22 protein-coding genes are annotated in these 25,348 nt (G+C 62.1%); 10 read left to right on the forward strand and 12 right to left on the reverse strand.

Translation table 11 applies throughout. The annotated features are described in order from the left end of the window. The first annotated feature begins 202 nt into the window (after nt 1-202). Nucleotides 203-919 (forward strand): AAA family ATPase, encoded by a 717-nt coding sequence (locus VH564_RS10420; protein ID WP_423339750.1) that lies wholly within the window; start codon nt 203-205, stop codon nt 917-919. A gap of 81 nt (nt 920-1,000) precedes the next feature. On the opposite strand, the gene VH564_RS10425 is transcribed toward VH564_RS10420, so the two are convergent. Beyond that, on the reverse strand, nt 1,001-2,449 hold the full coding sequence (locus tag VH564_RS10425) for a L,D-transpeptidase (protein WP_423339751.1): 1,449 nt from the start codon (nt 2,447-2,449) through the stop codon (nt 1,001-1,003). 248 nt (nt 2,450-2,697) lie between these two features. On the opposite strand from VH564_RS10425, the gene VH564_RS10430 reads away from it, so the two are divergent. The 4 genes from VH564_RS10430 to VH564_RS10445 all read left to right on the forward strand — a co-directional run bounded on the left by VH564_RS10430 (nt 2,698) and on the right by VH564_RS10445 (nt 6,298). Next, nucleotides 2,698-3,576, forward strand: coding sequence for a DUF4432 family protein (locus tag VH564_RS10430; RefSeq protein ID WP_423339752.1), 879 nt, complete (start codon nt 2,698-2,700; stop codon nt 3,574-3,576). A gap of 49 nt (nt 3,577-3,625) precedes the next feature. Further along, the gene (locus tag VH564_RS10435) at nt 3,626-3,964 is read left to right on the forward strand and encodes a TIGR01244 family sulfur transferase (protein WP_423339753.1); all 339 of its coding nucleotides are present in this window, start codon (nt 3,626-3,628) and stop codon (nt 3,962-3,964) included. Nucleotides 3,965-4,043: 79 nt separating this feature from the next. Further along, nucleotides 4,044-4,388, forward strand: a complete 345-nt coding sequence (locus tag VH564_RS10440; RefSeq protein WP_423339754.1) for a RidA family protein — start codon at nt 4,044-4,046, stop codon at nt 4,386-4,388. A 188-nt stretch (nt 4,389-4,576) separates the two neighbouring features. Further along, nucleotides 4,577-6,298 carry a peptidoglycan D,D-transpeptidase FtsI family protein gene (locus VH564_RS10445; RefSeq protein WP_423339755.1) on the forward strand — a complete coding sequence of 574 codons (1,722 nt, stop codon included), beginning with the start codon at nt 4,577-4,579 and terminating at the stop codon, nt 6,296-6,298. A gap of 62 nt (nt 6,299-6,360) precedes the next feature. Here the strand turns inward: VH564_RS10445 and VH564_RS10450 are convergent, their stop codons facing one another. Genes VH564_RS10450 through VH564_RS10465 form a run of 4 tightly spaced genes read right to left on the reverse strand, consistent with a single transcriptional unit; the run spans nt 6,361 to nt 11,137 of the window. After that, complete coding sequence (locus VH564_RS10450; RefSeq protein WP_423339756.1) at nt 6,361-8,013, reverse strand: thiamine pyrophosphate-binding protein; 1,653 nt, start codon at nt 8,011-8,013, stop codon at nt 6,361-6,363. Next, on the reverse strand, nt 8,010-9,212 hold the full coding sequence (locus VH564_RS10455; RefSeq protein ID WP_423339757.1) for a CaiB/BaiF CoA transferase family protein: 1,203 nt from the start codon (nt 9,210-9,212) through the stop codon (nt 8,010-8,012). Before VH564_RS10455 ends, VH564_RS10450 begins: the two co-directional genes overlap by 4 nt. 17 nt (nt 9,213-9,229) lie before the next feature. Next, nucleotides 9,230-10,189: a DMT family transporter gene (locus VH564_RS10460; protein WP_423339758.1), complete on the reverse strand. Its 960-nt coding sequence runs from the start codon at nt 10,187-10,189 to the stop codon at nt 9,230-9,232. Nucleotides 10,190-10,204: 15 nt separating this feature from the next. Beyond that, nucleotides 10,205-11,137 carry an alpha/beta fold hydrolase gene (locus tag VH564_RS10465; RefSeq protein WP_423339759.1) on the reverse strand — a complete coding sequence of 311 codons (933 nt, stop codon included), beginning with the start codon at nt 11,135-11,137 and terminating at the stop codon, nt 10,205-10,207. 166 nt (nt 11,138-11,303) lie between these two features. On the opposite strand from VH564_RS10465, the gene VH564_RS10470 reads away from it, so the two are divergent. The 4 genes from VH564_RS10470 to metF all read left to right on the forward strand — a co-directional run bounded on the left by VH564_RS10470 (nt 11,304) and on the right by metF (nt 16,029). Continuing rightward, nucleotides 11,304-12,044, forward strand: coding sequence for a ribonuclease T2 family protein (locus VH564_RS10470; RefSeq protein ID WP_423339760.1), 741 nt, complete (start codon nt 11,304-11,306; stop codon nt 12,042-12,044). A 209-nt stretch (nt 12,045-12,253) separates the two neighbouring features. Next, nucleotides 12,254-13,903, forward strand: coding sequence for an energy-dependent translational throttle protein EttA (gene ettA, locus VH564_RS10475; protein WP_423339761.1), 1,650 nt, complete (start codon nt 12,254-12,256; stop codon nt 13,901-13,903). Between the two features lie 193 nt (nt 13,904-14,096). Further along, nucleotides 14,097-15,122, forward strand: a complete 1,026-nt coding sequence (locus tag VH564_RS10480) for an ArsR/SmtB family transcription factor (RefSeq protein WP_423339762.1) — start codon at nt 14,097-14,099, stop codon at nt 15,120-15,122. 1 nt (nt 15,123) lies between these two features. Next, a complete protein-coding gene (gene metF, locus VH564_RS10485; protein WP_423339763.1) occupies nt 15,124-16,029 on the forward strand; it encodes a methylenetetrahydrofolate reductase [NAD(P)H] in 906 nt (301 codons plus the stop codon). A 407-nt stretch (nt 16,030-16,436) separates the two neighbouring features. Here metF and VH564_RS10490 read toward each other — a convergent pair whose 3' ends face one another. The 5 genes from VH564_RS10490 to VH564_RS10510 form a co-directional block, all read right to left on the reverse strand. Next, a complete protein-coding gene (locus tag VH564_RS10490) occupies nt 16,437-17,357 on the reverse strand; it encodes a DMT family transporter (RefSeq protein ID WP_423339992.1) in 921 nt (306 codons plus the stop codon). 159 nt (nt 17,358-17,516) lie between these two features. After that, nucleotides 17,517-18,746 (reverse strand): lytic murein transglycosylase, encoded by a 1,230-nt coding sequence (locus VH564_RS10495; RefSeq protein ID WP_423339764.1) that lies wholly within the window; start codon nt 18,744-18,746, stop codon nt 17,517-17,519. Nucleotides 18,747-18,824: 78 nt separating this feature from the next. Then, nucleotides 18,825-19,616: a GH25 family lysozyme gene (locus VH564_RS10500; protein WP_423339765.1), complete on the reverse strand. Its 792-nt coding sequence runs from the start codon at nt 19,614-19,616 to the stop codon at nt 18,825-18,827. A 137-nt stretch (nt 19,617-19,753) separates the two neighbouring features. Further along, nucleotides 19,754-20,425, reverse strand: a complete 672-nt coding sequence (locus VH564_RS10505; protein ID WP_423339766.1) for a class I SAM-dependent methyltransferase — start codon at nt 20,423-20,425, stop codon at nt 19,754-19,756. Then, the gene (locus tag VH564_RS10510; RefSeq protein WP_423339767.1) at nt 20,422-21,669 is read right to left on the reverse strand and encodes a DUF3419 family protein; all 1,248 of its coding nucleotides are present in this window, start codon (nt 21,667-21,669) and stop codon (nt 20,422-20,424) included. The genes VH564_RS10505 and VH564_RS10510 overlap by 4 nt, the downstream gene beginning before the upstream one ends. A 176-nt stretch (nt 21,670-21,845) precedes the next feature. Between VH564_RS10510 and VH564_RS10515 the strand changes: the two genes are divergently transcribed. Next, on the forward strand, nt 21,846-23,225 hold the full coding sequence (locus VH564_RS10515) for a serine hydrolase domain-containing protein (protein ID WP_423339768.1): 1,380 nt from the start codon (nt 21,846-21,848) through the stop codon (nt 23,223-23,225). A 175-nt stretch (nt 23,226-23,400) separates the two neighbouring features. On the opposite strand, the gene VH564_RS10520 is transcribed toward VH564_RS10515, so the two are convergent. After that, nucleotides 23,401-24,546, reverse strand: coding sequence for a transglycosylase SLT domain-containing protein (locus tag VH564_RS10520; protein ID WP_423339769.1), 1,146 nt, complete (start codon nt 24,544-24,546; stop codon nt 23,401-23,403). A 112-nt stretch (nt 24,547-24,658) separates the two neighbouring features. Then, nucleotides 24,659-25,294 (reverse strand): LysE family translocator, encoded by a 636-nt coding sequence (locus VH564_RS10525; RefSeq protein WP_423339770.1) that lies wholly within the window; start codon nt 25,292-25,294, stop codon nt 24,659-24,661. Between the last annotated feature and the right edge of the window lie 54 nt (nt 25,295-25,348).

Genomic DNA, 25,348 nt, shown 5'->3' on the forward strand with positions numbered 1-25,348 from the left:
CAGAGAAAGCCGGGGATCATGGAAAATCCCCGGTTTCTATCCCCTAACGGCCCGAAACAGCGTCCTTATAAGAATATTAGAAATATTTAAGGTTAATTTGTTTGGAATTTGTTAACCATAATCCGGAAGGATGGCCGGACGCACCATGACCCTCGGTGCATGTCGGAGCGATGGTGAAGCTCCTCTTGCCGTAGGACGTACCATGCCAGTCATCACATTTGCCAATACCAAGGGCGGCGCTGGGAAGACAACCGCAGTATTGCTGCTTTCGACCGAACTGGCCCGCCGCGGCTATCGCGTCACGATCCTCGATGCCGATCCGCAACATTGGATTTCCCATTGGAGCGAGATGTCCGGCCCGGTGCCGAATATCTCCGTCATCGATTTCGTCACGAGCACGTCGCTGCCGCTGCACATCAGTGAGAACAAGGCGTCCACCGATTATTTCATCGTCGACCTGCCCGGCACGCGCACGCCGCTTCTGGCAACCGCCATCGGCCTTTCCGACCACGTCTTGATCCCGATCCAGGGCTGCGCCATGGATGCGCGCGGCGGAGCTCAGGTGCTGGAATTGCTGCAGTATCTCGCGCAGAAGGGCGGCATCCATATCGACCATTCCGTGGTGCTTACCCGGGTCAATTCGATGGTGACGACGCGGGCGCTCCAGACGGTCAAGACGCTCCTCAACGAGCGGCAGGTCTCCGTGCTCGAAACGCCGATCGTCGAGCGCTCGGCCTTCCGCGACATCTTCGACGTCGGCGGCACGCTGCAGACGCTGGACCCCAACCGCGTCAGCAACCTCGACAAGGCGCGCGACAATGCCAGCGCCTTTGCCGAAGAGATGCTGCGCAAGTTGCCGATGCGCCTGATGGACTCCGCCCGAATCGCTGCCCACCGGCTAATGTCCCGCGCCGCCTGACCGGGGCGCCGTCCAAATAACTGGATACAAAAAAGCCGCCGGGACGTGTTCCGGCGGCTTTCTTGATTGTATTGGCGGTGTTCAGTCGACGAATTCGACGACGGTGCCAGGCTTGACCATCTTTGCGAGCTCGGTGGCATCCCAATTCGTCAGGCGAACGCAGCCGTGGCTCTGGGACTTGCCGATCTTCGACGGCTCGGGCGTGCCGTGGATACCGTAGGTCGGCTTGGACAAAGCCATCCAGACGGTGCCGACGGGGCCATTTGGGCCAGGCGGGATGTCGAGGACCTTGTCGTTGGCCCCCTGCTTGAAGTTGATCTTCGGATTATAGGTGTAGCCCGGATTGAAGGCCACGCGCTCGACCGTCACCGTGCCCGAAGGGGAGGGCGTGTCGTTGGAGCCGATCGAGGCCGGGTAGGCCGAGATCAGTTTACCGCTCGCATCGTAGGCGAAAACCTGCTTGCGGCCCTTGTCGGCGAGAATACGGCTGACTTCGCCTGTTTTCGGCGGGCCGATGTTGACGACCTTGATGGTCGAGCCGGGCACGGTGAAGTCGACCCCGGGGTTGATCTCCTTCAGGTAGCCCTCATCCATATGGAATTTCTCGGCCAGCATTTCCGTAGTCGAGGTGTAGCCCAAGGATGTCAGGCTCGCCTTTTTGGCATAGTCCTCGGGGATTTCGGCGACGTAGGGGCCTGCGGCATCGGCGGGCGTGATCGTGTAATTGACGATCGGCATGCCGCCGGAGTTGCGCAGTTCCTCCAGAATGGCGTCGGTGTTGTTCGGATCGAGCTGCTGCCCGGTCATCTGCTGGTAGGCATAGATGGCCTTGGTGACATTGCCGCCGATGCGTCCGTCGATGGCGCCAGGTGAAATGCCTTGGCGATCGAGGAACACCTCCAGTGCGGTGATTTCCATCTTAGACTTGTTCTTCAGCGTGATGACAGGCTCTGCCACGCGCGGTTTGGTCTGGCCGAGATCGGGCGCTTGGTTCAGCGATGCGTAGTTGTCATCGCCATTGCCTTGCGATGCCGTGTCCGGCAGTCCCTGGTTGTCGAGCGGCATGCGCTCGATCGAACCTGCGCCCGGAATCCCGCCGGTGACGGCGCCAGGCTCCTGCTGGCCGTAGAAGTCGTCGGGCTGGCCGTCATTGCCGTAATCATTGCCGCCATAGCCGCGATTGCCGTAGCCACGGTTGCTGCTGAATTCCGTGTCGCCGTAGCGGTTGGTGTCGGCACCGCCGTACCCGTTCCGGCTTGGGGCCTTCGGATAATATGTGCTGGCGCGCATTTCCGTGGCAAGGATCGTGCCATAGCGATCGACGAGCACGCGATTGCCGCGGCGGTCCCGCGTCATCACCACGTCGCCGTCTTCGGGGATCTGGTCAAGGATTCGACCATCGGGAGCCACGAGCACGACGTCGCTGTTGCGCCGTCCATAATATTGCTGGGCCTCGACAGGCGAGAGCATTGCTGCTGACGTCGCAAGCGCAACGGCTAGCGACAGGCTTGTTTGCAAGAATCGGTTCACGTCACTCGGGTCCTTGATCGGTCATCGGCCGCCACACACACTGTAATCTTGACGCCAGTATGGAATCTTTCGCCATCATGCTGAATAAAAGATAAAAATTTCTCACAGCAAGGTTACCGATCAACGCCGCGTGGCAAGATTGGTTTCGTGGTCTCTCTATCGTGATCCGCAAGGGGCCATGTATGGTTAACGAACTGATAAGACGCGCAGGTCGCAAGCGCGACCAAAAAACAGGGGGGTGAACACTCATGATCGAATTTTCCGCCGACGCTGGTCCGAGGCTCCTGCTCGACGAGGGCTCGGTGCTCGACATCGGGGCCTGCGTGGTCGATGGCGTCGATCTCTCGCCCGGCAAGGCCGTTCCCGACGACGGTGACGCCAGGATATCCCACTCGGTCGAGGGCTTTCTCTTTACCTGCGGTCCGGATCATATTCGCCATCGCCAACCGATGGGCGGCGCCTTCGGGGATAGAAGCTATCCGCTGCACGGTTCTTTTTCCGCCACGCCTGCCAAGGTCCAGTGGCTGCGCCACGAGATGGGCAATGCCGAATGTCGTGCCGACGTCGACGTGGTGACCGCCGAGCGACTGACGGCGCGGCTGGAAAGGCTATGGCGTATCGACGGGTCGACCGGCGAGGTCTTCCTCAGGGACCGCCTGGTGAATACCAGCGGCGAGCCAATGCCGGTTTTCCTGATGTATCACATGAACATTGGCGGGAAGTGGTTTGACGACAGCGTCCGCCTGACGGGTTCGATGCTGGAAGGAGGCGGTTTTCCCTGGACCTTCGGCGAGGAGCATGGAGGCATTTTCTGCGTGCCCGCGCCGGCCACCGAGCATGGCTATTCCGAAGTCTCGCTTGGCCCGATCGCCGCCATCGGTGGCAAGACGCTTCGGGTGCGGGTGAGCGCGGAAACCCTGCCGTTTCTGCAGGTCTGGCGCAACCAGAAGGCGCCCGCGCATGTGCTTGGCATAGAGCCCGTGTCACATCGCTGGGTGCCGCGCGTGGAGCTGGAAGAGGCAGGAGAATTCGACATCCTGCAGCCGGGCGAGGGGCGGGATTTCGCCTTGTGTTTTGCTTTTGTCGCGGCCCCGTCCAAGGTTGACGCTTCCGCTGTCGCGTCGTAGATCAGCGGTACTGCTTCAAAAAGAGCCCTGCCTCAAGGAGGAATGTGCTATGGATATCCGTAAGATCGACGACGAATACTCGGTCACCGGACAGATCTCGCTCGATGATCTCGATGAAATCAAAGCCTTGGGCTTTCAGTCGATCGTCTGCCATCGCCCGGATCACGAAAGTCCCGATCAGCCGCTGTTCGACGATATCGCTTCCCGCGCGGAAGAGCTCGGTTTCATCGTCGCCCATGTACCGGTCGGCCCGATGGGCGTCACCGAGGATGCCGTCAGCAGCATGGTGGATGCGCTCGACGAGTTTCCACGTCCGATGCTCGGCTATTGCCGCTCCGGTGCCCGTTCGACGGCAATCTACGAAAAGACCAAGCATATGCGCATGTAATTTCTGCGCCTGCTATTTACCCTGCGGTGCCGCGCCCGTGGCATCGTCCCCTCCTTTTCCAAGCACCCAGGAGACTAACATGAGCATCAAGCGCATCGACGCAGGCGCCCGCATGAGCGGCGCCGTGGTTCACGGCAACACCGTTTACCTGGCCGGCCAGGTCGGCGAAGGCGAGACCGTCACCGAACAGTGCAAGTTTGCGCTCGCCGAAGTGGATCGCCTGCTGGCGGCGGCCGGTACGAGCAAGGCCAACATCCTGCAGACGCTGATCTATCTTTCGGACATGTCCTACTTCGCCGAAATGAATGCCGCCTGGGAAGCTTGGGTCGATCCGTCCAACACGCCGGCTCGCGCCACCAGCGAAGCGAAGCTCGCTGCACCGAAGTACAAGGTTGAGTTCACGGTTACCGCCGCGATCATCTGATCTCGCCCTTTTCGATCGATAGCCGGCGGGTGCCTTATCCTCGCCGGCTTTTTTGTGGAAAGCTTCGGCCACGCCATGGGCGGCATGCGTCGCCTGATGCTTCACCCTTCGTTAACCCTGTTAACGCTAGATAAATTTGCTAAAGGCCGCCGTCGTCAGCTGTCCGGCGCCCGCAATAAAGTTGGCCGATGTCTCTTATCCACGCCCTCACACTTCGCAGCGATCGTCTGATCAGGCTCAGCCTTGGCGCTCCGCGCGGTAAGGAGTTCAAGAAGCAGAACGGCCGCAAGTCGCGCCAGAGCAGGTCGCGCCTTGGCGTGCTCGCCGGAACGCTGTGCGTCGTCTACTGCGTGGTGTTCGGCAAGCTCATTTTCCTTGGCCTGCAGCCGCAGGTCGACACGACGAGCATCCCGGCCGGCCCGGCCATGGCGTCGCGTCCCGATATCCTCGACCGCAACGGCGAGCTACTGGCGACCGACATCCGGACGTTCTCCATGTATGCCGAGCCGATAAAAATGGTCGATGTCGACGATACCATCGAGAAGCTGACCAAGGTATTTCCCAATCTCGACCGCAAATCGACCTATCGGAAGCTCTCCGACAAGCGGTCGCATTTTGTCTGGCTCGAGCGCCAGCTGACGCCGAAGCAGCAGGGCGAGATCCTGGCGCTCGGGCTGCCGGCCATCGGCTTCCGGCCGGAGGTCAAGCGCTTTTACCCGGGCGGGCGCACCGCGGCCCATATTCTCGGCTATGTCGACATCGACAATCGCGGCGTTGCCGGCATGGAGAAGTATCTCGACACGCAGGGTCTGTCGGACCTGACTGCCGCCGGTCTGGCCAGCAGCGAGCCGCTGGAGCCGGTCAAGCTTTCCATCGATCTGCGCGTGCAGAATATCGTCCATGACGTGGTTGCGGCAGCGCCGGCGACCTACGAGGCGCAGTCGGCCGGCGCCGTCATCCTCGACGTTCACACCGGCGAGGTGCTGGCCATGGCATCGGCGCCGGACTTCGATCCGAATGACCCTCAGTCCGACGTCAAAGGCTGGCTGAACCGGATGACGAACGGCACCGACGAAATGGGATCGGTGTTCAAGACCTTCTCGATGGCAATGGCCTTCGACACGGATACGGTGAAACTCACCGACACCTTCGATGCCGGCACCCCGCTTCACTACGGCGGCTTCACCATCCATGACGACCGCGACGTTCCACGCCGGGTGCTGACGGTACCGGAAATCTTCCGCTATTCGTCGAATGTCGGCACCGCGAAGATGATGGAAAAGGTCGGCATGGCAAACCAGCGCGCCTATCTGACGCGCTTCGGCCTGTTGTCGAAGATGACCACGGAATTGCCGGAAGTGAAGATGCCGAGCCAGCCGAAGGTCTGGAAGATGATTAACTCGCTGACGGCAGCCTTCGGTCACGGCGTTGCGACGACGCCGATGCAGACGGCGGTCGCCGGCGCTGCCCTCATCGACGACGGCAAGCTGATCGAGCCGACCTTCCTGCCGCGCACGCAGGAGCAGGCGGAAAGTACCGAGAAGATCGTCGTCAAGCAGAGCACCAGCGACGTCATCAAATTTCTCTTCAAGCTGAACGGAGAGCAGGGCTCCGGCAAGTTCGCCGACGTCGCTGGCTATCACGTGGGCGGCAAGACCGGCACGGCCAACAAGGTCATTCACGGCGTCTACTCGCACAAGCTGAGCTTCAACTCGTTCCTGGCCGCCTTTCCGATCGATCACCCGAAATATGTGGTGCTATCCTTCATCGACCAGCCGTTGACGGGCGTTCACAACCTGAACCTTGCAGCCGAGACTGCGGCGCCGATGGTGCATGACATTGTCGCCAGGGCCGCACCGCTGCTGGGCGTCCAACCCGACTTCGGCAGCGCCCTGGTGGCGTCCTACTGAGCTGCGCTTGCTCGATGGGGCGCCCCATCCTGCGAGGCGCCTTCCTACCATCTCGGCCGCTGCTACTTCACCCCCGAAATCTGATCGAGCGTTCGCGTTGGCGTGATCGCCTGCGGATCGAGTACGACCTCTATGATCGCCGGCTTGCCGCTAGCTCTCGCCCGCTCGAAGGCCGGTGCGAATTCTGCCGTTGTCTTCACCGTCTCGCCATGGCCGCCATAGGCGCGAGCAAAGGCCGCGAAGTCGGGGTTGGTGAGGGCCGTGCCACTGACTCGGCCGGGATAGTCGCGCTCCTGGTGCATGCGGATGGTGCCGTACATGCCGTTGTTAATGACGAGGGTAATCAACGGCAGTCCGTATTGGACGCCGGTGGCGAACTCCTGACCATGCATCATGAAACAGCCGTCGCCGGCAAAGCAGATGACTTCGCGCTCCGGAAAGAGCTTCTTGGCGGCAACGGCCGCCGGCAAGCCATAGCCCATCGAGCCCGAGGCGGGGGCGGCCTGAGTGTTGAAGCGGCGGAAGCGGTGGAAGCGGTGCAGCCAGGTGGCGTAGTTGCCGGCGCCATTGGTGAAAATCGTGTCATCAGCCGTGTTGGCTTCGATCCAGTCCATGATCCGGCCCATATGGACCGCGCCGGGGCTGGTTTCGGGGGGTGTCGACCACGTCAGGTAGGCGGCATGCATGCGGGCGGTGCGGTCGGCCCAGACGGGTTCTGCTGGAGCTTCCAGATCGGCAAGAGCGGCGACGAAATCGGCGGGGCTGGCGGCGATGGCGAGGTCCGGCCTGTAGACGCGACCGAGTTCGGACGGATCGGGGTGGACATGCACCAGCGCCTGGGCGGGATAGGGAATGTCCATCAGCGTATAGCCGGACGATGGCATTTCCGAAAAACGGCCGCCGATGAGGATGAGGAGGTCGGCTTCCTTCACTTCCTTCGCCAGAGCCGGGTTGATGCCGATGCCGACATCACCGGCATAGGAGGGGTGCAGATGGTCGAACAGCATCTGCCGGCGGAACGAGCAGCCGACCGGCAGTTTGAAGCGCTCGGCGAAGCTCTGCAGTGCCGCTACCGCCTCGTTGTTCCAGCGGGTGCCGCCGACGATCACCAGCGGCCGCTTTGCAGCACGCAGGCGGCTTTGGAGTTCGTCGATCTGGCTCTTGCCGGGATGGCTTGCAACCGGCATGTAGGCCTTGGCCTCCGGTGCTTCGACCAGATCGCGCAGCATGTCTTCCGGCAGCGTCAGCACCACAGGGCCGGGGCGGCCCGACGTGGCGACGGCGAAGGCGCGGGTGACGAACTCCGGAATGCGGGCGGCATCGTCGATCTCGCCGACCCATTTTGCAAATTCGGTGAAGGCGCGGCGATATTCCACCTCCTGAAAGGCCTCGCGTTCGCGGGCATCGCGCTGCACCTGGCCGATGAACAGGATCATCGGGATGGAATCCTGGCGGGCGATGTGCAGGCCGGCCGAGGCATTGGTGGCGCCGGGACCGCGCGTCACCATGCAGATGCCGGGTTCGCCGGTGAGCCGCCCCCAGGCGTCGGCCATCATCGCGGCGCCGCCTTCCTGGCGGCAGACGATGACGTCGATATCGCTATCGTGCAGCGCGTCGAGCACGGCAAGGAAGCTTTCGCCGGGGACGCAGGAAATACGCTTGACGCCATTGGCCTTGAGGGCCTCGACGATGAGGTGTCCGCCGGTACGCTTCATGTGTCTGCCTTTCTTTCGAGGGCTACGAGTTCCGCCAGCACCTCGTCCTGATGCTCGCCGAGCCGAGGGCTTGGCCGTTTGTAGTGGAGGGGGGTTTCAGAGAGGACGACCGGCGAGCGGACGCCGGGGATAGGGTTGCCGGCCGTATCCTCCAGATCGATCCGCAGGCCGCGCGCAGCAATCTGCGGATCCGCGAACATCTCCTCAATGGTATTGATCGCGCCGGCCGGCACGGCATTCTGCTCGCAACGCGAAAGCAGGGCGGCCTTGGTCCATTTCAGCGTCTCGGTCGAGACGAGGCGGCGGACTTCGATGCGGTTGGCGACACGGGCCTGATTGGTGGCAAAGCGCTGATCGCCGGCGATCTCGTCGATGCCGAGCAGCCCGCAGAGGCGACGGAACTGGCCGTCATTGCCGATGGCGAGAATGAGGAAGCCGTCGGCAACAGGCACGACCTCGTAAGGCGAGATGTTCGGATGGGCGTTTCCAAGCCGCTCCGGTGCCTTGCCCGAAATGAGGTAGTTCATGTTCTGGTTGGCGAGCACCGCCGCCTGGACGTCGAGAAGTGCCATGTCGACCAGTTGGCCCTCTCCGGATTTGAGGGCGTGGATCAAGGCGGCCTCGATGGCCGAGACGGCGTAGATGCCGGTGAAGATGTCGGCGATGGCGACGCCAGCCTTCATCGGCTGTCCGTCCGGCTCGCCCGTGATCGACATGAAGCCGGACATGCCCTGGACGATGTAGTCGTAGCCGGCGAAATTCGCGTAGGGGCCGGTCTGGCCGAAGCCGGTGATCGAGCAATAGACCAGCTTCGGATTGAGCTTGCGTAGGCTCTCGTAGTCGAGCCCGTACTTGACGAGGCCGCCAAGCTTGAAATTCTCGATCAGCACATCGGCGCTCATCGCCAGCCTGCGCACCAGATCCTGGCCTTCAGGCGTCTTTAGGTCGGCAACAATGGAACGCTTGCCGCGATTGGTGGAATGATAGTAGGCGGCGGACAGGTTTTGCCCGTCCTTCCCCTCGACGAAGGGCGGACCCCATTGGCGCGTGTCATCGCCGCCATCCGGATTTTCCACCTTGATGACGTCGGCGCCGAGGTCGGCCAGCATCTGCCCGGCCCAGGGGCCGGCGAGGACCCGGGCAAGCTCGATGACGCGGATGCCGGCGAGGGGTGGCTTTTTCGTCTGTTGGTCAGTCATGGCCTTACAGCTCTCGATCAGGGTGCGCGGAGCGCTTGAGATGTATCGGATACGGGCTTGGATGCAAAGCGCCGCTCACGCCAAAGGATGTAGAGGCCGGAGGCGATGATGATGACGATGCCAACCCATTTCAGGAGATCGGGGAAATTGTCGAACACCAGCCAGCCGAACAACGTCGCCGAGACGATCTCGAAGTACTGCAGCGGCGCCAGCGTCGAGGCTTTGACGGCGCGATAGGCATGGACGGACAGGATGCCGGAAACAGCGGCACCGACGCCAACGCCGAGCAGGTGCAGCATCGCGACGGGGCTCGGGATGACGGGCACGAAGGACGATGCGCCCAGACGCCTGCCTATCTCCATGGCGAGCAGACTGAACAGCAGGCCCCAGAGGCCCGTCTTCAGCTGCATCGACCAGGCCTCCTCCCGCAGAGCCACGATCCGCGTCAGCATGACGTGGATGGCAACGCAAAAAGCGGTGACCACAGGCAAGAGGGCGACGACGCCGACCTGCTGGAAGCTCGGCTGGATGATCAGCAACGCCCCGCCGAAGCCGACGGCGCAGGCGGTGTAGCGCCGCCAGCCGATCGTCTCCTTCAGGAATATGCTGCTGAGGATCGTCAGGATGATCGGCTCGACGAAGAAGATGGCGATGGCATCGGCCACCTCCATGACTTGCAGCGTGGTGACGAAGGAGATCATCGACAGCGCCAGCAGCCCGCCGCGGATGGCATGGAGGCCGGCTTGCCGCCATGTGCCGGTCACCCAATTGCGCTTCCAGAAGACGATCGGCAGGGCGAACAGGCATTGGAAGGCAAAGCGCGCGGCGGTGACTTCGATCGGTGGAACGGTGACGGCCGCAAGCTTCGAGAAGATGTCGATGAGCGGCGACATCAGCACGGACACAAACATCAAGGCGAGGCCCATGGTCAGTTCCGCCTGGTGCCTCGAGGCGGGGGCATCTTTCAAGCTCTGCATCGATATCCTCGGGCGTCAGGCCTTCTGCAATGCGCGGTCGCACCAGTCGGCAAAGTCTGCCATGGCACGGGCGGCATCGATTTCATGCAGCGTCTCGTGCCGCATCTCCTGGTAGAGTTTGCAGGTGATATGCGAAAAGCCGAAGTGTTTCAAACGCTTTGCCAGCCATTCCACGGCTTTGCCGAGGTCTGTCGCCGGGTCCTTGCCGCCGCCGACCAGATGGATCGGGATGTCGCGTCGCAGGCGTGCAAGCCGGCTCTGCTCGGCTCCCGCATAGCTCATCGCCAGCAGATCTCGCCACTGCGAAACGCAGGCATCGAAGCCCGACAAAGGATCTTCCATATAGGCATCGACTTCGGCCGGATCGGTCGACAGCCAGTCGAATGGGGTTCGGTGATTGGGGATAGACTGTCCCCAGGCGCCGAACGTCAGCCGCGGCAGCAGGGCGCTCGGCACGTCCGAACCCTTCAGCATGCGCTCGATCCCCAGGATCAGTTGTCCCGCACGTCCGGCAAGGCCAGGCCGGAAATTGGCGTTCCAGACGGCGACGGCGTCAAACAGCGTCGGATAGGCGATGGCCGCATTGAGGCTGATCAGCCCTCCCATCGAATGGCCGAAGAGAATGACCGGCAGGCCCGGATGGGCCGACGTCGCCAGGCTGCGCATGGCAAGCACGTCCTCCAGGACGCGGGCGACGCCGTCGCGACGGGAAAACTGGCCGAGCGGCGCGTCCGGCGCCTTGGTCCGGCCATGGCCCCGGTGGTCATGGGCGTAGACGTGATAGCCGCGCAGGGCCATCGCCTCGGCGAAACGCCGGTATCGGCCCGAATGCTCGGCAAGCCCATGCAGTACCAGGAGAATTCCGCGTGGCCGGTCCGATGCGGCCTGTTGGCGGTAGGCCAGCGTGGCGCCGGTGGGGCTTTGAAGACGCCTGATCTCTTCGAACATGGGATTTCCTTGCGTTGGCGGCAACAAAAGGCAATGCGCAAGCCTTTGCAATGCAACTTCAATGCAGCGCACAGAAATATGCGCCAAAACCCGCGATTATGGCTTGCGGGACGCCTGACGATCTGCTTATTTGTTCTTCAAATGTTCTTATTGATGGGGGTGGGTCATGCAATTTCGGTCGTTGTGGCTTCTGTCTGCATTGATGTGTCTCCCGGTGTTGTTGGGATCGATAGCGCAGGCGAGGGACGGGCAGACGCGGTTCATCCTTGCTGCCAGCTGGGAGCCGGCCTTCTGCGCCACCAATGCGAAGAAAGCGGAATGCCGGAGCGAAACAGCTGCGAGTTTCGATGCGACGCGCCTGTCGCTGCACGGCCTCTGGCCAATGCGGCAGAACTATTGCGGCGTGTCGGATGAATTGCAGCAGGCCGATCGCAGCCATGGCTGGGACAGCCTTCCCGCGGTTGAGCTTTCGGCGCCGACCAAGGCAGCTCTCGACAAGGCGATGCCGGGCACCCAGTCCGGTCTCGAGCGCCACGAGTGGCTGAAGCACGGAACCTGCACCAAGCTCACCGCCGAGGCCTATTTCGGCACGGCTGTATCGTTGATCGACGAATTGAATGCTTCAGCTGTCGGCGCCTTGTTTGCCGAGAACGTCGGCAAGACGCTGGATGCCGGACGGATCAAGGCGGCCTTCGACAAGAGCTTCGGCGAAGGCGCCAGTGCCCGCGTCAAGATGAGCTGCCGCCGCGCCGGAAGTGTGCGGGTGATTTCCGAGTTGACCATTGGCCTCTCGCAAGACGCAGTCTCGCCATCAACAAGCGGACCACGGCTCGCCAAGCTGATCCAGGGCGCCGGCAGCACGGACTTTGGTTGCGACGAGGGGCTGGTGCAGGCCGTCACGCACTAACTGGCGGCCTGAGCGCGACCGCGACTGGGTCGCTGGATTGGCAACAGGCGAGCGGCCTGATTGCGATGGTGGCTCCGATTTTTGTGCGATGTGACGGGGAGTGCCTGGACAAATCAGGGTCCGGGCCGGTTTCGGCGTTGCCGCGCGGCGTGCTTTCCCTTACATAGCGGCACAAACCCCAATCTCTTGCGCCTAGGAGAAGCCCAGCAATGGCACGTCAGTTCATCTATCACATGTCAGGCCTCAACAAGGCCTACGGTGCGAAGAAGATCCTCGAAAACGTCAACCTGTCGTTCTACCCGGATGCCAAGATCGGTATCCTCGGTCCGAACGGTGCGGGTAAGTCGACCGTGCTGCGCATCATCGCCGGCCAGGACAAGGAATTCACCGGGGAGGCCTGGCTCGCCGAAGGCGCCACCGTCGGCTATCTCGAGCAGGAGCCGCATCTCGACGAGACCAAGACGGCCTTCGAGAACGTCATGGTCGGCGTTGCCGACAAGACTGCCGTGCTCGAGCGCTACAACGAATTGATGATGAACTATTCCGACGAGACCGCCGACGAAGGCGCCAAGCTCCAGGACATCATCGACAGCCAAAATCTCTGGGACCTCGAGCAGCAGGTCGAGATGGCGATGGAGGCTCTTCGCTGCCCGCCGAAGGAATCCGACGTCACTTTGCTGTCGGGTGGTGAGCGTCGTCGTATCGCGCTCTGCCGCCTGCTCTTGTCGCAGCCTGATCTTCTGCTCCTCGACGAACCGACCAACCATCTGGACGCCGAGACCATCGCCTGGCTGGAAAAGCACCTGCGAGCCTATCCGGGCGCCGTGATGATGATCACCCACGATCGCTACTTCCTCGACAACGTCACCGGCTGGATCCTCGAACTCGACCGCGGCCGCGGTATTCCCTATGAGGGCAACTACTCTGCCTACCTGACGGCGAAAGCCAAGCGCATGCAGCAGGAAGCGCGCGAAGACGCCGGCCGCCAGAAGGCCATCAGCCGCGAACAGGAATGGATCGCCTCCAGCCCGAAGGCGCGTCAGGCCAAGTCAAAGGCCCGAATCAAGTCCTACGAGCAGCTGGTCGATGCGGCCGAAAAGCAGCGTCCTGGCGACGCGCAGATCATCATTCCGGTCTCGGAACGCCTGGGTCAGGTGGTCATCGAGATGGAAGGGATCACCAAGGGCTTCGAAGGCCGGACGCTGATCAACGACCTGTCGATCAAGCTGCCGCCGGGTGGCATCGTCGGCATCATCGGCCCCAACGGCGCCGGCAAGACGACGCTGTTCAAGATGATCACCGGCCAGGAACAGCCGGATGCCGGTTCGGTTCGCATCGGCGACACCGTGCATCTCGGCTATGTAGACCAGAGCCGCGACGCGCTGGATGGTTCGAAGACCGTCTGGGAGGAAATCTCGGGCGGCGCCGAAATCATCAAGCTCGGCAAGTTCGACATGAACTCGCGCGCTTACTGCGGCGCCTTCAACTTCAAGGGCGGCGATCAGCAGCAGAAGGTCGGCAATCTCTCGGGTGGTCAGCGTAACCGCGTCCATCTTGCCAAGATGCTGAAGGCCGGCGGCAACGTTCTCCTCCTCGACGAACCGACCAACGACCTGGATACCGAAACGCTCGGCGCGCTGGAAACGGCACTTGAGAATTTTGCCGGCTGCGCCATCATCATCAGCCATGATCGCATGTTCCTCGACCGCCTGGCGACGCATATCCTCGCCTTCGAAGGCGACGGCCATGTCGAATGGTTCGAAGGCAACTTCGAAGACTACGAGCAGGACAAGGTCCGCCGTCTCGGCGCCGACGCGCTCAACCCGGGCAGCCAGACCTACAAGCGCCTGACCCGCTAAGGCTCGTCTGTCGCGATCTGACATCAGAAACCCTGCGGCTCGCCGCAGGGTTTTTACGTTTATCCGATAGGTGTCTCGGTGCGCGAGCGAGTGGGAGGTTTAACCAACTCCAATAGCGACTTGCGATTTCCCTCTTGCGCCAAGTGCCGCAATCACATAAAGATATGTTTATGTCTTGATTGGGCGAGGTGGAATGGCGGAACTGGTGAAATTCGGCCTCGAAGGGCTGGTAGACGTGTTGAAGGCGGCGGGTGAACCGACGCGGCTTCGGCTGTTGGCGCTGCTGGCTGCCGGCGATCTAACAGTGACCGATCTTACCGAAATTCTCGGGCAATCCCAACCCCGCATCTCGCGCCATCTGAAGCTTCTCGGCGAAGCTGGGCTGATCGATCGCTACCAGGAGGGCGCCTGGGCTTATTTCCGCCTCAAGCAAGATGGCCATGCCGTCCATCTCGCCCGCACGCTATTGCGCCATGCGTCGGAAAACGATCCGGTGCTCTTGCGCGACGGAGAGCGGCTGGCGGCGGTGAAGCAAGTGCGGGCCGAGCGTGCGCAGGTCTATTTCAGCCATAACGCAGCTGAGTGGGACGAACTGCGGCGGCTGCACGTCGCCGACGAGGATGTCGACAGCGCATTGAAGCAGTTGATCGGTACGCAGCCGATCGACCGCTTTCTCGATCTCGGCACGGGCACGGGGCGCATGCTGCAGCTGTTGTCCGGCGTCTACCGCCGCGCGATCGGCGTCGATGCCAGCCGCGACATGCTGGCGGTCGCCCGCGCCAATCTCGACAAGGCCAATATCAGCACCGCTTCGGTGCGGCACGGCGACATCTTCAACCTGCCGCTCGATGCGCAGGATTTCGACCTCATCACCATCCACCAGGTTCTGCACTTCCTGTACCAGCCGGAGCTGGCGATCGGCGAGGCGGCGCGCATGCTGCGGCCGGGCGGGCGGCTGGTCATCGTCGATCTTGCTCCGCATGCCCTCGAATATCTGCGCGACGAACATGCCCATCTGAGGCTCGGCTTCTCCCATGCGATGATGGAGGAGTGGCTGAGGAAGGTCGGGCTCGAGGTCGAGGAGGTGCGCGACCTTCATTCCGGCAAGCCCAGCGGTCAGGATCTGACGGTCACGATCTGGGTGGCGCGCGATCCACGGCTGCTCATTGCGGCTGCGGAAACGCGCCAGGCATCTTCAATTTCAGCCGAAAGGGCCTGACATGGCTTCGACACCAAACACCGGTCGCAGCGACCTTGCCATCTCCTTCGAGTTCTTTCCGCCGAAGACGCCGGACATGGAGGGGCAGCTCTGGGCCGCGATCACCGAGCTTACCGAATGGCAGCCTGAATTTGTTTCGGTGACCTATGGGGCCGGCGGCTCGACAAAGGCGCCGACGCTGAACACCGTCCGGCGGATGATCGCCGAGACGCCGCTACCGACGGCGTCGCATCTGACCTGCGTAAGCGCAACGCGCGAGGAAACGCACCGGGTCGTCCAGGAAATGCGGTCCGCCGGCGTCAAGCACTTCGTTGCCCTGCGTGGCGATCCTGCGGGGGGCATCGGTACCGCCTATCAGCCGCACCCCGGCGGCTACGAGAACGCTGCGGCACTGGTCGCCGGCCTGCGCGAGATCGGCGACTTCGAAATCTCCGTTTCCGCCTATCCGGAGAAGCACCCGGAGAGCGCCGATACGGCTGCCGATGTGGCTATGCTGAAGCGCAAGGCCGATAACGGCGCCAACAGGGCGCTGACGCAGTTCTTCTTCGATAACGACGTGTTTGAGCGCTACATGGAACGCGTGCGCGGCGCCGGCATCACCATTCCGGTGCTGCCCGGCATCATGCCGATCCAGAACCTGACGCAGCTGAAACGCTTTGCCGGCATGTGCGGCACCACCATTCCGGCGCGGCTCGACGAGCGCTTCGCTGGCCTCGACGATAAGCCGGAAGATCGGGCGAAGGTCGCGGCCGATGTCGCGGCCGAGCAGATTGAGGATCTGGTGCGGCGTGGACACAAGGAATTTCACCTCTACACGATGAACCGCGCTCCGCTGGTCGGCGCTGTGCTCGACAGGCTGGGCCTGAAACGCGCCAAGGTGGCGCAGGCGACCGGCGCCGCTGCCTGAGGCTCACACGAAAAAAGCGCCGACCCCTTCGGATCAGCGCTTTTTTTAACCCATGTTAAGCTTAGAGAAGCCTGCATTCCGGCCGCGATGGAACCGCGAACGGCGTGTCAGATGAAAAGCATCGTCACGACGAACATAAATGCTGCACTGATCAAGAGGACGTTGATGGATTGCGTCAGTCCCATGGCCTGTCTCCTCCGTTAACAATTAAAGCCTATGTCACAAATATGTCGCCCGGAAGCGAATTCCATATTGCGCTGCAGCGACAAAGTGCCAAATACGGCAGTTTCCGGCTTTAGTCATTGATTTCACGTCAAAATAAAAGTGTGAATTCATTTACGAAGTTTAAGAGGGCGTTAAGGTGACCGCATGGGAAGCGGGCCTGGAGCAGACTGCCTATTCTGCCTTCAGGACGTCTTCGTCGCGACTTCCGTTTTTCGGCGGGCAAAGATCCGGCCGTCGAGGATCACCAGGCCCAGCCCTATGAGCAGCATGCCGGCGATCTGCATCGGCCCGAGCCGCTCGCCGAGAAAGACAAAGCCCAACAGAATGGCGCTCGGTGGCACGAGCAGGGTGACGAGCGAGGTATTGGTGGCACCGGCAAGCGTCATGATGCGGAAATAGAGGATGTAGGCAAAGGCGGTCGAAAGCAGCGCCAGGGCAACAATGGCCAGGATGGTGGATGCAGGCGGCATGGCGAGCGTCCATGGCCGGTCGACCAGCATGGAGACCGGCAGCATGAGCAGCGATGAGCCGGTCAGCTGGCCAGCCGCCGTGACCGGTGCCGGGATGGCCTTGAAACGCTTGGAATAGACGCCGGCGAAGCCGTAGGAGATGGCGGCAACGATCGGCAGCAGCAAGGCCCAGAGCGGCGCGCCGGCAGCGTCCATAGCGCCTGGTCCCACCAGCACCACGGTGCCGACGAGACCAACGAGGCAACCCAAGATCTTCGCCCGGCCGGGCTTTTCGTCCTGTGTCGCGTAATGGGCGACGATGACCGTCCAGATCGGTGTCGTGGCATTCAGCACCGAAGCGAGCCCGGCCCCGATCTCCGTTTCGCCGAGAAAGATCATCGCGTGGGGGATTGCATTGTTGATCAGCCCGAGCAGCAGGAACGAACGCCAGTGGCTACGCAGGAGGCCGTAGATGCCATAGCGGCCGGCGATGTACAGGTGCAGCGCGACGGCTGCGAGGATCAGCCGAAGGAAGACGAGGGTGAAGGGCGGCACGTCGTGCACGGCAATGCGGGCGAAGAAGAAAGAACCACCCCAGATCAGGCCGAGCAGGACGAGCAGGCCCCAGGTCAGGGCGTTCATGCGATTTTCAATCATCATAGGCTCTCCTCAGCGTCAGACGACCATCGCAGCCTTTGAGCCTGCTTCCACCCGATTCCCGCGCCGGCTGCAAGGATTGTTATCAGCAAGCCGGAAAAGCAAAGGGCGACCTCTCGGCCGCCCCCCACTCATTGCATGTTTCCCCGGGTTTTCTCAGAGCGCGTTGAGCAGCGCTTCCGTTGCCCAGCCGTCTGCGGGCATGCCGAGGCGCGCCTGTTCCTTCTGGATGGCGATGCGGGTGCCGGAGCCGAGGATGCCGTCGATCTCGCCGACATCGTAGCCATGGGCCTTCAGCTTGGTCTGCAAGGCGCGCATGTCGGTGTCGCTCAGACCCTTCTCAGGCGTGCCCTTGTTGTAGGTCGGGGCGCCGCTGAGGCGGGTGGCGAAATAGGCGGCCGAGGTCGTGTAGATGAACGACTGGTTCCAGGCGAGATAGACGTTGAAATTGGGATAGGTGAGGAAGGCCGGGCCCAAGCGTCCCTGCGGCAGGATCAGGGCCGAGGGCAGGTTGCCGAAGGAGGTGTCGCCGTCACGCGGCTTGACCCCGAGGGCAAACCATTCGGCCGCCGTCATGGTGCCGCCGATGCCGGACTTCTCATAGGGCAGGCTGGCTGGAAGCGTAACTTCCTGAAGCCAGGGCTGGCCGCGCTGGAAGCCCAGCGACTGGAGGAAGTTGGCGGTCGTCAGAATGACATCAGGCGCGCTCTCGCGCAGCTTCACCAGGCCATCGCCGTCGCCGTCCTCGCCGAAGGCGATGATGGTCTTCGGCAGCAGCTGAGTCTGGCCGATCTCGCCGGCCCAGGCGCCTGCCGTGGTGGCCGGATCGACATCGTTGCGCTGGACAAGTTCCGTGAGGGCGATCAGCTGCTCGCGGAAACGATCCGGGCGGCGGCAGTCATGGGCGAGCGTCACCAGTGCGTTACGGGTGTTGAAGTCACCCTGGACGGCGCCAAAATCGGTTTCCATCGCCCAGAAGGCGGTGATCACGCCGGCTGGAACGCCATGCTCTTTTTCGGCGCGGGCAAAGACGTCGGCATATTGCGTCATCTTCTTACGGCCGATGTCGAGCCGGGCCTGGCTGACGGTACGCTGCGAGAACTCCAGGAAGGTCTGCTTGAAGACGCCCTGGGCTCGGTCCCGGGCAAGCACCTTCTGGTCGATCTGCGCGCCGGCCAGGGTCTTGTCGACCGCCTCGGCCGTGGCGCCAGCCTTGATAGCGTCGGCCTTGACGCCCTGGAGGAAGGTGGAAAGGTCTCCACCGCAGGCAGCGGTCTGTGCTGGATTTTGCGGGGCCGGGGCGCTCGTCTGGGCCGCGGCAGCACCTGCCATTGTCGATGCGAAAACGATCGCGAGTGCGGTGCGTCGAGCGATGAAGCGGTCCATGGGCGGTCCTCGTTGCTTACGGATGAGGTCGCTTTCCCAGAACATGAGCTTCGATGCAAGAAGGAAATGGCTGAGTGGTCAAGAATTCCTGAGCTTCGTCACCGCCGCGACCCAGTTCTGCCAGTTCTTCTCGTTACCGGCAAAGACGTTGATGTCCGTCGGGCCCTTGATGCCCGGAATGACGCCCGTCGAGGTGTATTGCCAGAAGGCCCAGCGGCGGTCCGCATAGGTGACGCCCGGATGCTTGGCGACGGAGCGCACCCAGAAGTGATAGTCCTTGAAGTAGCCGACGAGATTGTCGCGGTGGAAATCCACCGACGTGTAGATGATCGGCCGCATGTGATAATAGGCTTCGAGGCGGTCCATAAAGCGCTTGAGTTCGGCGCGCACGGTGACTGCATCGGGGCGCAGGCGGCAGGTCTTGGATTCGGCGTTCCACTCGACGTCAAGGACCGGCGGCAGGATCATCGCGGATTTCGGAACGTTGCGAATGAACCAGTCGGCCTGCTCGTCGGCCGAGGAGCAGAAATAATAGAAATGGTAGGGCGCGCTCGGGATGCCGGCGGCGCGGGCCTCGCTGGAATATTCGTCGAACTTGGCGTCGACACGATCCTTGCCTTCGGTCGCCTTGATGAAGGCAAAGGCGACGCCCGAGCTTTTCACCGTCCGCCAGTCGATGTCGCCCTGCCACTTGGAAATGTCGATGCCATGGATCGGTCGCAGCTGCGGATGGTCGGCGCCGAAGTCCTGGGGCTTTGTGTCGTGAAAACGTGCTTTCGGGAGCGACTTCGTTTCCATGAAGTCATAGCCGGAATTGCAGCCGCTGAGCAGGAGGGCGAGCGGCAGTAGACACAACATAAGCCGGCGCATGGGCATCCCGTATCGAGGTGAGTAATCGTGCTGCGCAAATCAGGCATCAAAGGCCGGACGCTGATTTGCGGACAGAGAGGCAATAATACCTTTTTCACCATATCAACGTAAAAAATACGTTATCTTCAAGCGAAATGTCAGCGCTTTGTCACAATCACCGCGCGGAAGGCGTAGCCACGGCCCATATCCTCGACCAGAAGCTTCGCGTCGAGCCTGCTGCAGCGCTCTTCGAGGACGCCTTGCAGTTCGGCGCGCGGCGTCACGTGGAAGCTGCGCAGCCATGATTGCAGGCCCTTGGCAAACCAGCCGGGCAGGCGCTGCTGCTGGCCGAAATCGACGATATGAAGCTCGCCACCGGGGTTAAGTGCGTCCAGTGCCGCGTCGATCGCCCCCCGCCAGTCGGGGATCATCGACAGCGCGTAGGAGATCATGATCCGGTCGAAACCATCGGTCCCGAAGTCGCTCGCGGTGAAGGTGGTGGCGTCGGCGACCTTGAAGTCAGGCATCGACGGCAAGCCGCGAAAGCTGGCGCGGGCGCTGGTCAGCATTTCCTGCGAGATATCGAGACCGAAGAGACGGGCAGAGGGAAAGCGTCGGTGGGCATAGAGCAGGTTGCGTCCGGTGCCGCAGCCAACCTCGAGAAGCGAACCGCAAAACGGGACGTTCAGGTGATTGATCGTCCGGTCGCGCCCGAACAGATAGTATTTCCGCGTCAGGTCGTAGATGTGCCGCTGGTAGCGATACATGCCGTCCATCAGTCCGGCATGGCTTTCGCTGGTGTGTCCCACCTGGCTGTCGGCGCCGCTCATGGCTTCTTACCGTAGATGTGAAAGCCGCCATAGATCGCTGAACGGTCGCGGGCATTGAGCGCCTGCGAGCGCTCCTCCTGATAGTCCCACTGATCTCTGATGGCGGGGGACAGTCGGCCCTCGATGATGCTCTTTTCGGCGGCGGTGCGGAAGATGACGCGCGCGCCGGGGGCTGCGGTGCGGCTGATCTCGGCCCAGAGTTCGTTGAGCTGGCCATCGTTCATCCAGTCCTGCGCGTCGAGCAGCACGTAGCGGTCCATCGATGCAGCTTGCTTGGTCGCCAGAAGCTCGGTGAAGTTCAGGTGGTGTACCGTCACGCGCTCGGCGTTGGCGCGGATGGACGAATAGTGTTCCGGCTTCAGATAGGTCGGCAGCGGGCCCTTGCCGGTCTCGGCATAGCGGCGGGCGAAAGCCTGCCAGGCAAAATAGTTTTCGCTCATCGGGAAGTGGCAGGTGAGCTTTTCCAGCCGGTATTTCAGCACAGCGGCAATCGAGCCGTCGCCGGCAAGGCTGGCCAGTTCGTCATATTGCTGCGGTGGAATGCCGAGACCGAACAGCGAGCTCTTGCGGCCGAGCAGCCAGCGGACCATGCGGCGCTCGAAGACGGGGGAAATCTCGGTTTCAAAGAATTGCCGCTGTTCGCGCAGCGTCCGCGCCTCGGTCAGCTTGGTGAATTTCACCCCGTGCATCCGGCCGAGCAGATGGGCGGCGCCGATGAAACGGCCGAGCAGCCCGGTGCGATAGATGTTGCGGTCGAAAACCGTGACGCGCCGCCGTCCGAGCATGTCGCGGCCGTTCCAGTAGGCGCCCGTTGCGGCGTCCAGGTCAGGCGAAATGAAGCGATCGAAAGCCTTGCTATTGACGCCTGCGTCAGGGGTGCCGAAGAAGCGGACGACGTCGCTGTGACCGGGCAGCAGCCGGAAGGCGGCAAGCTTCAGCCTGTTCAGCGCTATATGGTGGGGGTTGAGATCGACGACATCGATGGAGGCCGGGTTCTGCGAGAGGTAGGCGAGCATGTTGCAGCCGCCCGAGCCGATTGTGACGATGCGGTGATGCGGCTTAAGCTCCATGGCCTGCATGTCGACATCTGGGTCTTCCCAAATCTGCGGATAGACCAGGCCGGAAAACATCAGCCCGAACAGCCGTTCCGAAAAACCGGCCTTTGACAACGCCTTATGCTGGAGGACGGCGTCCTTGATCTTGCGGTTTTTGGCAAGGCTGCTGTCCGAAGCGAATTCCGTCATGATTCGTCACCCCGTTGCGGTTCGCGGCATGTAACGCGGCAGTGCTACAGCCACGTGACAGGAGGGCTTCGGTGCTCCGCCGGGACGACCGGGCTCACCGGTTGCCGGTCGGCGCCGAGCTTGATCTAAGTCGGCTTTGCTGCTTGTGGTGTTTGCGAGCAGCCGGAGACCTTGCAATGCGTTTAATGTCGAAGATTGGTTTGGGTGTGGTAGCCATGGCGGGCTTGGCGGTGGCCGGTGTTGCGGTGTGGCTCGCGGTGGCGCCACCGGATCTGCTGCGGATCGCCGATGGCTATGCAGCCAAGATCGTCTGCTCCAGCAGCTTCGTCTCCGGACGTGATCCGCAGGCGGTGCTGGCCGATGACGTGCAGGCACCGGGCAATCCCGTCCTGAAGCTGATCCGCCTCTCGTCAGGCCCCGGCGAGGGTGTCGTCGGTGCCCGTATCCTCGGATTGTTTGCGCCGAGCTACGCCGTCTATCGCGGGCCGCTCGGTTGCGCCACGGTCCCAGATGGCGACCTCAACGCCGCGGCGCACCTGTCGATGCCGCGCATCCCCGTCGTCAAGGGGCGGGATGCGAACTGGCCGGATGGCGACAATGTCACCGTCGATGCTTCAAGCCCACTTTCGCAGCTCATCAAGGATCCCGCACTTGCCGGTCCCGGCATGCGTGCCGTGGTCGTCATCAAGGACGGTCAGTTGGTGGCGGAAGCCTATGGCAAGGGTTTCGATGCGGCGACACCGCTGCTTGGATGGTCGATGACCAAGACCGTCAACGCGGCCATTATCGGCCGGTTGATGCAGGCGCGGCGCATGTCCTTCGACGACAAGGACCTGCTGCCGGCCTGGCATGGCGACAGCCGGGCAAACATCCGCCTCAGCGATCTGCTGGCGATGGAGAGCGGGCTTGTCTTCAACGAAGACTATGGCGCCGTCACCGACGTCACGAAGATGCTGTTCCTGAAACCCGACATGGCCGAGATGGCTTCTGCGGCGCCGCAGGGCTATGCGCCCAAGGAACGGTTTTCCTATTCCTCGGGAACGGCCGTGCTGTTGTCGCGCATCTGGATGAACCGGTTCGACAATATGCATGCGGCGCTTGCCTATCCGCGCGATGCACTGTTCGCACCGCTCGGCATGGCAAGCGCCGTTTTGGAGGCGGACGAGCAGGGTACGTTCGTCGGCAGTTCCTATCTCTATGCGACAGGTCGGGACTGGGCGAGGTTCGGCGAATTCCTTAGGCGCGATGGGGTGTGGCATGGAGAGCGCCTGCTGCCGGAGGGCTTCGTCGGCGCGATGCGGACGCCGACGAAGGCGTCCAATGGCCTTTATACGCAGGTGCAGGCCTGGGTCTCGGCGCCTGGTGGATCGAACGCCCAGTTCGGCTTGCCCAACGATACGTTCTGGATGCTCGGTCATGACGGACAGAGTGTCGCCATCGTTCCCTCCGCCAATCTCGTCGTCGTCCGCCTCGGGCTTACCCCGGGGCAGCGCAACTATCGACCGCAAATCCTGGTGAAGAAGATCATCGAGGCGATGACGCCGGTGAAGACCTGAGCCTGGCGGCCTCCGTCCGGCGGCGGCAATCGGTCTGCTTGGGTACTGCCGTTCAAGGCGCATCGCATAATTCGCGGAACGCCAGCGGCAAGCCTATAGGATCGCCAGAGCCCGCGCAGAGCTACTGCCAGGTTCGCTGGATCTCGATGCCATTAGCTTGTCGTGGGGGAAGGTATCAGTAGTTGCCGTTGGCGATGTTTGTCATGCCCTTGTTCTTGGCATCGTAATAATAGCCACGAGCGTAGAGGGAAACGGCTGTGTCGGGCTTGTTGTCAGCCACCATCCAGGCGCCACGCAGATATTTGGCCGCATATTTGATGTTGGTTTCGGCGTCGAACAGGCCGGAGGCTGGGCCTTCGTAGCCCATGGATTTTGCCGTGTTGTACTTGATCTGCATCAGGCCGAAATAGCCGCGATTGTTGAAGGCTTTCGGATCGTAACGGCTCTCGCGATGGACGACGCGGTGGATGAGTGCTGCGGGGACTTGGTAAAGCTTTGCGTATTTCTCAATGAGCTTGGTGATATTGCCCTTTTGCTCAGGAGGTACATTGTCCTCGGTGGTGTCCTCCATCACGGCCGCCACAACACTTGGACCAGTCGTATCGAAGTTGAAGTCGTAATGCAGACGGTTGTCGGCATAGCTCAGGCTGGCAAGCTGGGGGGAGGGGGCGGCATAGGCCACCTGCGTTGTGGTGAAGGCGCTGGCTTCGCCCGGACGCGGCGTCGGGATTACCGCCTGGATGGCAACCATCTCGGGCGTCAACGGCAGCGCGTTGTCCGTGGTCACCAGCATCGATTGCGCGGCCGGCGCCATCGACAGGTCGCCGGGACGCGCCGGGTTCGGTGTCGGGATGGCGACAACGGAGGGTACCAGGCCCTCATCGGGAGAGGCATAAGCTGCCGATGCAGATGGTGTTGTGCTGGGCTGGCCGGTCATCGAAGCGATGGCGACCTGCGCCTCATTGGCTTTGCCGGGCTGTGCCGCTGGCTGGCCCATGCGGTCGGTTACCGACGCTGGTTGCGCTTCCGGCAGGCGGGGGCCTGTTGCCATGGCGGTCTGGGTGACACGGTCTGTCTTGGAAAGCGTCGGGGAAGATGCCGTTGGCTGCGGCGTCTGCGCGACAGTGCTGGTGCTGCCGTTCGGCTCTGTCGGGATTGTCGTCTGTGCGACTGCCGTCGTCGTCGTCGGCTGCGGAACGTTGTTATGCGAAAGATTGGCCTGGGCGTTCTGCTGCTGCGTGGCGCAGCCTGCGAGGCCACTGCAAAGGATTGCCGAGACGGCGACGCTGCGCTTCAGGCTCGTAAATCCGCTGGCTATCATGCTGTCTCTTTCGAAATTTGCGTTCCACCTGCGATGCAATTCAGTCACAGGAGAATTAAATTATGAACGCCAATTAACCTATTCGTGACAGCCCCGCAAGGTGGGAAGCGCTTCAAGCCGCCATTCTGCGGTATCCGGCGGTTACCGCACCGGCTGCGATCAACAAAGTTCCGCCCGTTTTGTTAACGACCCGCTGCACGCTGGCCTTGCGGATGTAGCCGCGCGCGGCGCCCGCAAGCAGTCCGTAAAGGAAGGCGTTGAGCGCTGCGAGGCAGAGAAAAGTTGCCTCCAGAATAAGGGTCTGCGGAAGGAAGGGTTTGCCGAGATCGAGGAATTGCGGAACGAAAGCGATGAAGAAGACAATGCTCTTCGGATTGAGTGCCGTCACAACATAGGCGTGCATGAAAATCTTCAGCGATCGCTCCTGCGGAAGATTATCGTTGTCCCCCATCGGACCGGTGACGATCGGCGCCCTCCACAGCTTGATGCCCAGAAACATCAGGTATGCCGCGCCGATCAGCTTGAGTATGGTGAAGAGGAAAGCCGACGTTGCGAGCAGCGCGCCGAGGCCAGCCAGCGATGCTGTCATCGCGGTGAAGTCACCGAGCGTTACCCCGGTGACCGTTGCCAATGCCGTGCGCCGGCTATGACCGAGCGCATAGGATATGACCAGCAGGATGGTCGGGCCGGGAATGGCCAGCATGACGGCAGACGTGGCGGCGAAGGCAAGCCAGGTTTCAACGGACATCGAATCATCCTCATCCCATTCGCCGCCAGCGAAGACACTGTCTTCGACCGCCGT

Origin of the sequence: Rhizobium sp. HT1-10, assembly GCF_049472505.1 — a bacterium.
In the GTDB taxonomy this organism is placed as follows: Bacteria; Pseudomonadota; Alphaproteobacteria; order Rhizobiales; family Rhizobiaceae; genus Rhizobium.